This window comes from Catenovulum agarivorans DS-2 (genome assembly GCF_000568405.1).
GTDB classification, from domain to species: domain Bacteria; phylum Pseudomonadota; class Gammaproteobacteria; order Enterobacterales; family Alteromonadaceae; genus Catenovulum; species Catenovulum agarivorans_A.
On sequence record NZ_ARZY01000060.1, the window covers coordinates 1 to 12641 of the forward strand.

Genomic DNA, 12641 nt, shown 5'->3' on the forward strand with positions numbered 1-12641 from the left:
AGTGATTTATCGAACGATATGGAACGTGTGGTGGTGGAGCCGGGGGGATTTGAACCCCCGTCCGGATAACCGCCGTCTTCGGTACTACATGCTTAGTTTATCTTTAATTTCATCTAGTAGCTGCGGACAAACACGCCACTATTAGACTATCCTGAATTGAATTTCATGCTTCAGCTCTCAGGCGGGAGCATCCACACTATCCTGTTTGGGTTTGAACTTCTGTGATTCCCCGTCTTACAGGCGGAAGCTAGGGCAGAAGTGCTAAGAGCAGGTTATTAAGCTGCTAAAGCGTAAGTTTCGTCGTTTGCGACTATTTTTTTGCGGCTTTTTACGTGGCCAACCGCCCCACGACATGCACCTTAGAGTTTTAGAAACCCGTCGAATCCTAATCGGCCCCTGATCAGGGTGTTACTCACTCAAGGAAAGCGGATTTTACGCGCTTACCTGAACAACTGCAAGTCTAGTTTGTAACTAACTTAGTGAATTTTGGTACCTTTTAAGTAAAGACATACCAGTTAGCAACATAAGTAAGTATAGGTTAATTGTGCCCGAACTGCCTGCTTTTATATTTATGTTCACATCTGCTGGTTCTGGATCAGGTTCAGGTGTTGGCGCTTCAACGCTTGATATTTGTGCTAGAAAAACGAAAGTATTGCTGGTTTCTATGCCGTCGCTGACTTGAAGGTTGATCATAAGTTCGGTTTGTTCTGGGTTATTTGCGGTAATTACATTTTCTGCAACTGTGTAACTATTACCCGACAGCACTTGCAGGTTTAACTCTGAATTGCTTGGGTTATCAACTATTAGGTCGCTTATCGTTATTGAAAAACTCTGTCCTTGATCTACGGAAAAGGGGAGTTGCCCAGAGATTATCGGCTGTAGCGATTTTTCAATTGCAAAGAACCCTGGGTTTAAATTGAAAAATGGCTGTGTTGTACACTTGACCATAATTTTAGCTTGTGGGGCTGATATATTTGGCAAAAGTAGTTGTTGGTGGCCGTCGTTCGCTGTTCGTTCAAGCAAAACGTATTCGAACGTATCATTTAGATCTGAGTTTAATAAAATATCAACTTGACTACAAAATTTATCGGTTGCATTAACTTGCCAATGCACATCTATCACCTCTCTACCGCTAAAGGTTTGATTGGCGACAGGCGACGTTACAACAAATGGCCCAGCGTCTGCTCTAACATTAATTTTTGTCTCGTCTTCTGACACGCCACCTTTTTGATCTTTGGCAACAAATTTAAAGGTAAGTTGTCGTGCCTGAGTTGGCAAAATTTCCGCTGCACTCGCTCGTCCAAAAATGATGTCTTGGATATCAGGTAAGTAACGTGTTGTTGAGCTACTAGCTGGATAGTTTCTAAAAAGCGGGCCATCTCCACTGATGCTCCAATCTGATTTATCAGTGGTTGGTGTACCTAAGTCATATTGTTCCCATGTGTAGATGAGTGTGTCTTGATTTTCGTCACTCGCTGTACCGGTTAGCAGGAAGGGAGTTTGTATAGGTATAGTTTTATTTTCACCAGCATCTACGATGGGCGCTACATTGACGGAGTCTTGATGTACACCACAATTCCGACCTCCACTAAATCGCACATAATTGTGGATTTCATTGATGCTTTGGTAGTGGAAAGTACCAATTGAGGTTGAGCGTACATTTTCGTCTCCATTTCCATCAGAGCATATTCCGGCGTATCCCATAATAGTTACACCTCCACCGAGTTCAAAAGCCGAATTTTCAATACGCCCGTCTTCACAAAATCCAGCAGTACCGTTAAATGTATGTACTGCGCCGAGTTGATGGCCAATTTCATGTGCAACAAAGTCAACGTTAAAAGCATCGCCTAGCGGCCTGGGGGTGCCTGTCATGGCTTGTGCCTTAAATCCAGATCTGCAAACAGCGCCCACTTGAGCCAGACCACCACCATCGGTCGCAAAAACATGACCTAGGTCGTAATTGTTAGAGCCAATTCGGTTGTCGATTGTCTGCTGAGCAGCTGCAATATCTGCATCAGGATCATCGTTCTCGAATGGATCCGTGCTTGCGTCGGTAAATATCAGTAAGTCATTGTTATCGATTAGTTCAAGTTGGATAGCAAGATCGCGTTCAAATAATAAGTTAACTCTATTAATTGTAGTTACAATCGCGCTGAACGCTTTTTCTTTGCTACCAAAAAAACGGGTGTATTCACCTGTTGTTGCTACTGCTAGGCGGTAGGTTATTATACCAGGCGAAGAGGAGAGTGGTCCTCTAGCTAATATTCTGGACTGGCTAGAATGTTCCGCCACTAGCATCCTGTCGTGCTTGTGTTTAGATTGACTAGTATATAGCTGATATTGCCCATCGTTGTCAGGATCTAAATACCATAACGTGCCATCTATGATGTACATGGCATGGAAGCCATTTGGTCCAGTGGATACTCTAACTAGTTGTGTTGGATCACCTACGCGATGACCTTTGAAGCTCCTAATTGTTGGATAGTCCGATTGCAATTGGGCCGATATTTCGCTTGAAGGTTGAATCAAGTAGCTGGCTAAGCTAGCGTTTGGGCCGGGTAGTTCTACGGTAAAACTGTCTCTCGTTGTTGTTTGCAACTGTTTAAGCAGGTTGTTAGATGATGTTGTCGTTGCAATTTTAATGGCGTGTTGTTTATCTATTTGCTCTGTAGAAACTGGTTTTTCAGCTGCTATCGGCTGAGTTTGCTCGTTAACCACTTGCCATGCAAAGCTTGAATACGGCGCTAAAGATAAAATTATAAATAACGGCAAAAATTTCACTATTCTACTCTCACTTACTCGCTGTCACTCAGCTGTGTTGATTAAATTATAGTTTAGCTTGTTTATTAAATAATTCTGCGTCTGTTTTGTTAACCAGTGTAGATTTTGATATGATCTGCGTTTATTTCTATTCTCGCTTTGTTGGGTGACTCTATGCTAGCGCAGCGCATGAAAGCGGATCGCGACCTCTTTTCTTATACCAATCCAAACTACCATTCAAAACCAGCGCCTTTTCTGCCTATGTCAAAAAAGGAAATGGCCCAATTGGGCTGGGATAGCTGTGATATTATTATCGTTACTGGTGATGCTTATGTCGACCATCCAAGTTTTGGTATGGCTGTTATTGGTCGAATGTTAGAAGCTCAAGGCTTTCGGGTTGGCATTATTTCTCAACCAGATTGGACTTCCAAGCATGATTTTATGCGCCTAGGCAAACCGAATTTATTTTTTGGGGTGACCGCGGGTAACATGGATTCGATGATTAATCGTTATACATCGGACAGAAAGCTACGTCATGATGATGCTTATACCGCTGGTAATATTGGTGGTAAGCGCCCTGATAGAGCAGTGACTGTATATACCCAAAGATGTAAAGAGGCGTTTAAAGTACCTGTGGTTATTGGTGGTATCGAAGCAAGTTTGCGTCGAATTGCACACTATGACTATTGGTCTGATAAAGTAAGACGTTCAGTTCTTTTTGATTCCAAAGCGGATATCTTGATTTACGGTAATGCCGAGCGTCCGTTGGCTGAGGTTGCACATCGTATTGCAGCTGGTGAAGGTATCGAGCAAATGCAGAATATTCGTGGTACAGCTGTACTGCGTAAAGAACCTTTACCTGGTTGGTATGGGGTAGATTCAACCGAATTAGATAAGTTAGGGAAAATTGATCCGATAGCTAATCCATACGAGATGATTCAACAATCAACTTGTGAGTCAAATCAGAAAGAAGAGACATCGGAAGTGCAAGTTGTCACGATTCAACCAGCCAAGACTCGTAGGCCTTGGGAGCAAACGTATGTGAATTTACCCTCGTATGATGTTGTTCGGGCACAAAAGACTTACTATGCTCACGCTTCTAGAATTTTGCATCAAGAAACTAACCCAGGGTGCGCACGTGCGCTCGTGCAGCGTCATGGCGATCGCATTGTTTGGATTAACCCGCCTGCTTTTCCACTAGAAACTTCCGAGATGGATGCTGTGTTTGATTTGCCTTATGCGCGTGTGCCGCACCCTAGCTATGGCAAAGCCAAAATTCCAGCTTACGATATGATAAAAACTTCGGTTAATATTATGCGAGGCTGTTTTGGGGGATGTACTTTTTGTTCTATTACCGAACATGAAGGACGAATCATTCAAAGTCGCTCTGAAGAATCTATTTTGAATGAAATAGAGCAGATTAGAGACACTGTACCTGGCTTTACAGGGGTCATTTCTGATTTGGGCGGCCCAACTGCCAATATGTACAAACTGAGGTGTAAACACCCAAAAGCGGAGCAAACTTGTCGTCGCATGTCGTGTGTTTGGCCGGATATCTGTGGTCATATGGATACAGATCATTCACCGACAATTAATTTGTATCGCAAAGCACGAAAAATCAAAGGTATTAAAAAAATCTTAATTGCTTCAGGCGTGCGTTACGATTTAGCGGTGCAAGATCCTCGATATGTTAAAGAATTGGCGACTCACCATGTCGGAGGGTATTTAAAAATTGCGCCAGAGCATACGGAAGAAGGGCCTTTAAACAAAATGATGAAACCGGGTATGGGCACATATTATAAGTTTAAAGAGCTATTTGATAAGTACTCTAAAGAAGCGGGTAAAGAACAATATTTGATTCCTTACTTTATTGCTTCGCACCCGGGCACAACCGATGAAGACATGGTTAATCTAGCGATGTGGTTGAAAAAGAATCGCTTTAAGTTGGACCAAGTGCAAAACTTCTATCCATCTCCAATGGCAAACGCAACGACAATGTATCACTCGCAGTCGAACCCTTTGCATAAAGTGACGCACAAAAGTGAAAAAGTGTTTATCCCTAAAGGGGACCGTCAGCGTAGGTTGCATAAGGCTTTGTTAAGGTATCATGACGAAAAAGGTTGGCCAATTATTCGAGAAGCGTTAACCAAAATGGGTCTGAGCAAGTTAATTGGTAATGGCCAGAATTGTTTAGTGCCAGCAGATTCTAAGCGAGGAAATTCAAAGCGGAAGCCAAGTGGTCCAGCAGGAAAACACAAAGGTTATCAAGCTGCAACCACTCGTTTTACATCCGATCAGTTTAAAAAGCGAACTCGGCGCCGATAGACCACTGTCGGCCGCGATTTGGAACACCTGCGTAGGCTCTATTGCCGATTGCTGGTGTTCTATAGTCGTTATCCAGTAAGTTTTTAGCCTTAATAAACAAAGCGCAACTATTATCAAGTTGGTAAGTGATTTTTGTGTTGACCACCCAATAGCTATCTAAGTTAGTTAAATTGTCTTCTTGCTGTTGATAGCTGACAGTGTGCTTTTCGTCGTGATAGTTTGCGGATACATTCAAGTTAAAGTTTTCAAAACTATAATTCCCTATCAAGAATAATAAATTATCTGATTCTCGGAATTGATCTCGTCCCTTGTCAAACAAGTGGGTTAAACCAGCTTTAAAGTAATATTGGCTGTTAGGTATATAAGTGACTTCTGCTTCAATACCACGCGTTGTTGTGACATCACTTTGATTACTTAACACTAGTCTGTTGTTGTCTCGTGATTCAGCCAAAATCGCATCTTCAATTTTGTGCTGGAATAAGGTTGCAGAGACTGACAAGTTTTCAAATTGAATTAAACTAATAAAGTCAAAAGATTTAACGATTTCAGGGTTAAGGTTTTCGTTACCCTGGATGAGTGGGTTGTTTAGTAAACCTAGCTCGTTAAATTGAGGTGCGCGGTAGGCTTCTCCATAATTTAATTTAAAGGTAACCTTGTCTAAAGTGTTATTTACAATGCTGACTCTTGGGCTGGTATTGTCGCCAATATCACTGTATTTGTCATATCTGCCGCCTATGGTCACCTGAGTATTCTGGTTAACTTTTATTTGAGCTTGTACAAAAGCGCCATTTATATTTCTTTGAGTAATAGTTGTAAATTTAACTCTGCCTGAAAAATCATCCCCATAGTATTCTATATTTGGATGTTCATCTGGAATTTGTTGGCCACCGCTTAGCAGATAATTCACACAGGGCTCTGAAAGTAGACACTTTGCATAGTTGAAATTGGTTGCATAGTGGTCTTCATTTAGTTTACTGGTCCTGTGTTCAAACCCTAAACTAAGGCGAATATCATCATTGTATTGATAGAAATTATTGACCCTCAAGCCTTTGGCCGTTTCGTGCACAGGAGACTTGGCTAAAAGTGGTGCCGTCGATGAAGGGGTACTAATAGGCGCAAATACATTGGGCGCTAAACCAAGGATATTGATGTCACTCTGGTTGTTACGATAATCTAACCAAATGTCAGTATTCAGTTTTTCGTTCCACTCTAGCTGTTGATTGAAAGTGATAAACACGGAATCATTTTTGGCTTTGTTAAAATCATTGCCGATAATACCCTGTACATAGAAGTCTCTTGACTCTTGTTCACTCAAAACAAATTGCAACGAAGATTTGTCATATTTTAAGTTTAACAATAATTCTTGATGTTGAATGGGATCATCAAGTTTATGTTTTACGCTTGGGTTGAAGCTATCTAGTTCACCATGATAGTGGTCGCCATCATCGCTAGCATAACTAACGATGCCTTGTGCAGAAAACGCGCCTTTTGAATATCCAGCTGAAGCTGAAACCCTTTGTAAAGACATATTACCAGCTTCAACTGACAGCTGAGGAGTTGCATCGGTAATCGTGATGATATTGATAACGCCCAAAAAAGCATTGGACCCGTAAATAGAAGAACCAGGACCTTTAATGAATTCAATTTTTTCGGCAATAGATAAAGGTATTAGCGGAAAAGTGTAGTCGTTGGCCCCAGAGTACTCACTGTTAATACGTTGACCATTTAACAATATTAAGATTTCACCACCACCTGAACCAGAAGCTCTTCCTCGAGCTGATACGCGGCTAAATTTCCCATCCCTATCGGAACGAGCGCTGTGCATACCAGTCACAAAATTGAGCAGCTCATCTAAGTTGTCTAATCCGAGCTTTTGGATTTCATCGCGATTATATACTGCCACGCTTGATGGCACATCTATCAATGATTCATTCGACAAAGTAGCACTAGCAACTTCTAGCTGCATTAACTGTTCAATTGGAAGGTTGAATAAGTCATCAGACAAAGCTTCATTAGCGTTAACACTTAAGTTAGAGCACGCAAGACAGGCGAATAAACTATAAGAGAGTTGCTTTAGTTTCATATCAAATTGCAGGGCTAAACCCTTCCGTTACTACTATTGTTGTTTGTTCCGTTGAACCAATTTTTGTTTGAAGTCGTCTTCAACTATTTTCAAAGCTTGTAGGACGTCTTCAGGTTCTAAGTCATTCGTTTCCAGCAAATATATCAGGTCGACCGCCAGTTTTACATGATTAGGGGCTGAATCTAAACTCATTTTATCTTTTGTCTCGTTCGGTTAGAAACTTAATTGCACTTCTAATCGCGCTATCAACGTTCATTTCCATCTGTAAGCGTTCTGCTTGCGGCATATAAAACGCCATATCAACTTCGTATCGAATATATCTAGGTGGAAGCTGGTTAAGCACAAGGCAGCACAAGTCGGCTAAATAATCAGTGTCTTTAGTGTCTTCAGTAATGTTCATTTGTTGAAGTTTATGAACAACTAAATTTTCATAATAGTTATGAACATCATCATGCAATTTCACTATAGAACTCCTTCAGGTTGTACACGTAGAAATAAACTCAAATATCCAGTTAGAGCATAGACTTAAATAACGCGACATGCTAGAAAATTTTCATCATTGCAACAATTGTTGAATAAAATGTAACTTTATTTGTTTAAAGATTGTTCTAGGTCGAAGCGTAAGTCTTCGAAATCCTCTATACCAATTGACAATCGGATCATATTTTCACTCATTCCCAATCGAGCGCGATTCTCAGCGCCCATTTCATGATAAATCGTTTGTGCTACAGGAATTGCAAGTGTGCGATTGTCACCTAAGTGAGTTGAACACAAAATCAGCTTAAATGCGTTTATCAATTCAACACAATCAATCGAATCAACAGGCTCAAAACTGAGTATGGCACCAAAACTGTTAAACTGCTGCGCGGTAAGCTCGTGCTGCGGGTGAGCAGTTAAGCCTGGATAATAAACTTTTTTAATTTTGTCGTGTTGGTTTAAATATTTGGCAATTTCAAGCGCATTATTGCAGGCCCTATCTAATCGCAAAGCCATCGTTTCTGAGCCAACGCTTAGTAAGTGAACTGAATCTGCTGATAGACATGCGCCCATATCACGCAGTCCTTTCTTTTTAATTTGAGTTAGCCCCCAATCTTGGGGCGACGATTTTTGGTAGGCGGGCAATATATTGTGAAATTGCTTCCAATCATACCGACCCATATCTATGATAGCGCCACCCAAAGCATTGGCATGCCCGCCAAAATACTTAGTTAGCGAACATACTAATATATCAATAGGGTAACGGGTTGCGTTAAGTAGATAACAAGGCGTCATGGTGTTATCTACTACAAATAACATATTGTTATTTTTGCACAATTGACCGACAGCGGTTAAATCGACGACTTGAGTCATTGGATTTGCGATGGTTTCGCAAAACAAAAGTCGGGTATTGTGTTGAATCGATTGGGTGATTTGTTCCCTATCGGTAATATCTACCAAAGAAACAGCGATTCCGAAATTTTGTAAGGTTGAGACAAAGCTGTTGGTATTGCCAAACACAAACTTGCTAACAATTACATGGTCATCAGCCTTCAACAGGCTGAGCATAAGCGTTGTAATCGCAGCCATACCGCTCGAGAAAACTAGGCTGTCATGGCCTCTTTCCAATTTAGTAATTGTGTTTTGTAAACCTGCAATTGAAGGTGAGGACTGTCGGGCATATGCATGGCTGCTGCTGCGTCCTTGAAATACATCAATTAAATCTTGGGCATTATCATAAGTAAATAACACAGAATGGTCGGTTGGGATATGTACAGCGCCATCTGCTGGCTTTTGTTGATGCTCAGCATGAACTAACTTTGTTGTAAAACCTTTTTCTTTTGTCATAGGTAGCTTTGTGTCAAACTCTGATTAGTTCATCAGATTGGAGAGAATTGTAAACTATGTCAAGCCAGCCTATTAAAATTTCCTGGCAGGGAAATAAACAGTTTTTAGCCTCGTCTAGCACTGGACATACTATTTTAATGGATGGCCCCCCACATGCAGGTGGCTTGGATGCTGGAACCCGCCCAATGGAAATGGTTCTTATGGGATTAGCTGGTTGTGCGTCGTTTGATGTAGTGACTATCTTAGAGAAGAAAAAAGCTCAGCTAACTTCGCTAGAGCTTGAAGTTCACGCTATTCGCCGAGTGCAAATTCCGGCTGTTTTCGAAAAAATTGAATTAACATATAAGGTTGAAGCAACTGGGGTCAGCCAAATTGCAGTTGAAAAAGCAGTGATGCTGTCATTAGATAAGTATTGCTCTGTTGCCGCTATGCTGAGGGCGGGTGGTGTAGACATTTCCGCTCAAGTCGAGCTTGTCTAAAATAGATCTAGCTGTTGGTTTTTTATCTCTGTTAATAGCTTCTGCTCTTTTTCTTTAGCTATTTTTGAATTGAGTCTTTTCTTTCTTAATTCACAGAGTTGTATAACCTGTAGCTTTTGGGGAGCAGTGAGCTTCTCCCAATAGAAGCGCTCTTCGCGGCTTCTCAAACAACCACGGCAATAGCCCCTAGGTCCACTCTCGCAAACATGGATACACGGGCTTTTTACATCAATTTCGAATAAACTAGCTTGCTGCATTGCTATTTTGCTTTTACCCTTTAAATAACAGTTTACTACATTGTAGAACAAGGTGTCAGTTATTTGGGTTTACAAACTCATAGTAGCAAGGCAAACTTGGTTAGTATTTTTTATTTTTATTAAGGGTCGTCTCAGGATATTGATATGAATGTAGAATTCGTCAACCCATTTCTTTCCTCATTGGTTAATGTAATCAGTACCATGGCAATGCTTGAACTCAAGCCACAAAAGCCTAGGCTTAAAAAAGATGAAGTGGCACGTGGTGATGTATCTGGTTTAATCGGCATGGTTGGACCTCAAACCAAAGGATCATTTTCAGTTTCGTTTGAAGAAGGTTTAGCACTTGAAATTATGAGTCGCATGCTGGGCGAAAAGCCCGATGGGATTAACGAAGAAGTTACCGACATGGTTGGTGAAATCACAAACATGGTAACAGGTGGTGCAAAAAAACTGCTTGCTGAAAAAGGATACGACTTTGATATGGCGACGCCAATGGTTGTTTCTGGTAAGGGTCATACAATCGCACATAAATCAGACGGTCCTATTGTCATTATGCCTTTTGAAGCAGAGGCGGGATCGGCACATATTGAAATTTGTTTTGATAAAGTGACTAAATAATTGTTATGTGGTTTCAAACTGAAATAACGCTTGCTGCCAAACCTAGAGGCTTTCATCTAGTTACGACTGAAATTGAATCAAAATTAGATGCGCTCACGAGAGTTGACATTGGTGTATGCAACCTTTTACTTCAGCATACATCAGCAAGCCTTAGCCTAAATGAAAATGCAGACCCAACCGTTAGAAGTGACTTTGAAGCACACGTTAACGTTATGGTGCCAGAGAACCAACCGTACTATCAGCATACGTATGAAGGTGATGACGATATGCCAGCACACATCAAAAGCAGTTTGTTGGGTGTCTCGTTAATGCTTCCTATTCAAAAGGGTCGTTTTGCGTTGGGGACATGGCAAGGTATATATTTAGGAGAACATCGAGACTTTGGTGGCAGCCGTAGGATTATCGCTACGATAAACGGTGAATAGTGAACTAAGATTGCGCTTTATCTAACTCAAAGTTCACTGATTATTAGTAAATAATAAAATATATAAACATTTCTGTTACAAATAGGCTTGTTAAAATCGTTTATCTGTCTTACCTTTAACAAAGCCGTTAAAATTGCTCGGAATGCATCACTTCGGCACCTAATAATTATAATTCAACTGTTCAAGTAGTACTTACACACACAAGTGAAATGATCTAGAAACATCAGGTCGCTAGCGCTAAAGAAACTTGCCTAGCTGCCGAAAGAATAACTTGAACGGTCATTAACAAGCAGTCTGCATCGTATGAGGTTAAAATATATATGCAATCAATAGCCAAAAAAGTACTTGTCGCATTATTGCTGGTAAATTTGGTTGTGCTGAGCACAGTCGCGTTTTGGACCATGTCCATACAAACCAGTGATGAGAACGAGAGATATGATAATACCAAGGCTGATGTCGTTAAGCAGCTTCAAGTTATTCTACAGGATCCAGTTTTCTCTTACGACTTCCCGCTCATTCAAAGTATCATCGATGCTTACATGCCTGATCCAATTATCGCTCAAGTTAAAGTGACCGACCACAGAGATAAAGACATGGCTGAAACTAAGCTTAAGCAAGATATCGAGTTAGACGGTCAAGCGAAGTGGTACGATATTAAAAGTGGTGATGGCGAGCTCATCGGTAAAGTTAAGATTGCATTCTCGCGTTCATCTGTAGACGACCGGCTGTCTTCTCAATGGAATCAAAAATGGTTTTCAATGATAATCTCTATGATAGTACTTAGTGTACTGCTGGTGTTTTTGATCAAAAAAGTCGTTATTGAACCTTTGACCCAAGTAAGTGACGTTTTACGAGATATCGCTGCTGGTGGTGGTGATTTAACCCAACGTATCCCAGTCAAAACCAATGATGAAATTGGCACATTGGCAACTAACTTCAATAGCTTTATTCAAAAGATTCAAGAGATAATTACAGACGTTGCTCAAGGTGCCAGTGGGCTTGGTGGCCTATCATCAGCTATTAGTGACGTTTGCCATAAAACAACAATGAATACGCATGAGCAGAAAGAGCAAACAGAGCATTCGTTAAATTACTTGAAACAGTTGTCAGAAGCGACAGGTGAAATTGCTCAAAATGCAGAGCTAACAGCATCAAGTACCACAGAAGCGTTTGATATGGCCGCTCAAAGTAGAACTGATGTAGAAACTAATCTAGAGCATGTTCAACAATTAGTTGATGAGCTTGAAAATAATGCAAAAGTTGCATCTGAACTGAAATCTGCCAGTGAAAATATCGGTGGCGTGTTGGATGTGATTAAAGGGATTGCTGAACAAACCAACTTACTTGCACTGAATGCTGCTATTGAAGCGGCAAGGGCAGGTGAAACTGGCCGAGGCTTCGCGGTTGTTGCGGACGAAGTTCGATCATTAGCTAGCAAAACACGCCAGTCAACAGAAGAAATAGAAAGCATTATCGCCTCATTACAAAGTAAAGCAGATGATTCGTATAAGGCATCGCATAGAAGTAAAGACCTGGTGAGTGAAACAATTGAATCAACTCAAAAAACAGTAGACTCATTTGGTTCTATTTCAGACAAAATGAGTGGCATTAACGATATGATTATTCAAATCGCCAGTGCAACGGAAGAGCAGTCTTTGTTAACTAAAGAGGTCAGCCAAGGAATAGAGCACTTGTTAGATGGTGCGACTCGATTGGCGCAAGAAACTAAAGAGCTTGAACATAGCACTCAATCAATGATTGAAGTTGAACAGCAATTATCGTTGCAAATAAAACAATTTAAATACTAGAGTATAAGTGTGAATCAAAAAACCAGCTTCGGCTTAATGCCGATCAGTTAAGCAATAAATAG

11 protein-coding genes and 1 other RNA gene are annotated in these 12641 nt (G+C 40.9%); 5 read left to right on the plus strand and 7 right to left on the minus strand.

Features of this window, described 5'->3' with window-relative positions; genetic code table 11:
- Positions 1-31: 31 nt before the first annotated feature.
- Positions 32-397, minus strand: a transfer-messenger RNA (tmRNA) gene (ssrA, locus tag DS2_RS20360).
- A 74-nt stretch (positions 398-471) separates the two neighbouring features.
- The gene (locus tag DS2_RS18560) at positions 472-2772 is read right to left on the minus strand and encodes a reprolysin-like metallopeptidase (protein ID WP_152537648.1); all 2301 of its coding nucleotides are present in this window, start codon (positions 2770-2772) and stop codon (positions 472-474) included.
- 162 nt (positions 2773-2934) lie between these two features.
- Between DS2_RS18560 and DS2_RS18565 the strand changes: the two genes are divergently transcribed.
- Positions 2935-5085, plus strand: coding sequence for a YgiQ family radical SAM protein (locus tag DS2_RS18565; RefSeq protein WP_035016545.1), 2151 nt, complete (start codon positions 2935-2937; stop codon positions 5083-5085).
- Here the strand turns inward: DS2_RS18565 and DS2_RS18570 are convergent.
- The 4 genes from DS2_RS18570 to DS2_RS18580 form a co-directional block, all read right to left on the minus strand.
- A complete protein-coding gene (locus DS2_RS18570) occupies positions 5060-7168 on the minus strand; it encodes a TonB-dependent receptor plug domain-containing protein (protein ID WP_035016546.1) in 2109 nt (702 codons plus the stop codon). The two genes, DS2_RS18565 and DS2_RS18570, sit on opposite strands and share 26 nt — an antisense overlap.
- 33 nt (positions 7169-7201) lie before the next feature.
- Positions 7202-7360: a pleiotropic regulatory protein RsmS gene (gene rsmS, locus DS2_RS20365; protein WP_081754337.1), complete on the minus strand. Its 159-nt coding sequence runs from the start codon at positions 7358-7360 to the stop codon at positions 7202-7204.
- Position 7361: 1 nt separating this feature from the next.
- Positions 7362-7631 (minus strand): late competence development ComFB family protein, encoded by a 270-nt coding sequence (locus DS2_RS18575; RefSeq protein WP_035016547.1) that lies wholly within the window; start codon positions 7629-7631, stop codon positions 7362-7364.
- A gap of 125 nt (positions 7632-7756) precedes the next feature.
- Entirely contained in the window at positions 7757-8992 is a 1236-nt protein-coding gene (locus tag DS2_RS18580) for a cystathionine gamma-synthase family protein (RefSeq protein WP_035016548.1), read from the minus strand.
- Positions 8993-9129: 137 nt separating this feature from the next.
- Between DS2_RS18580 and DS2_RS18585 the strand changes: the two genes are divergently transcribed.
- The gene (locus tag DS2_RS18585; protein WP_268745641.1) at positions 9130-9471 is read left to right on the plus strand and encodes an OsmC family protein; all 342 of its coding nucleotides are present in this window, start codon (positions 9130-9132) and stop codon (positions 9469-9471) included.
- Here DS2_RS18585 and DS2_RS18590 read toward each other — a convergent pair.
- Positions 9468-9728: a DUF1289 domain-containing protein gene (locus DS2_RS18590; protein WP_035016550.1), complete on the minus strand. Its 261-nt coding sequence runs from the start codon at positions 9726-9728 to the stop codon at positions 9468-9470. The genes DS2_RS18585 and DS2_RS18590 overlap by 4 nt on opposite strands.
- A 144-nt stretch (positions 9729-9872) precedes the next feature.
- Here DS2_RS18590 and DS2_RS18595 point away from each other — a divergent pair, with 144 nt between their 5' ends.
- The 3 genes from DS2_RS18595 to DS2_RS18605 all read left to right on the plus strand — a co-directional run bounded on the left by DS2_RS18595 (position 9873) and on the right by DS2_RS18605 (position 12579).
- Positions 9873-10346, plus strand: coding sequence for a chemotaxis protein CheX (locus DS2_RS18595; RefSeq protein WP_035016551.1), 474 nt, complete (start codon positions 9873-9875; stop codon positions 10344-10346).
- Positions 10347-10351: 5 nt separating this feature from the next.
- Entirely contained in the window at positions 10352-10771 is a 420-nt protein-coding gene (locus tag DS2_RS18600; RefSeq protein WP_035016552.1) for a secondary thiamine-phosphate synthase enzyme YjbQ, read from the plus strand.
- Between the two features lie 320 nt (positions 10772-11091).
- Complete coding sequence (locus tag DS2_RS18605; RefSeq protein WP_035016553.1) at positions 11092-12579, plus strand: methyl-accepting chemotaxis protein; 1488 nt, start codon at positions 11092-11094, stop codon at positions 12577-12579.
- The last annotated feature ends 62 nt before the right edge of the window (positions 12580-12641 follow it).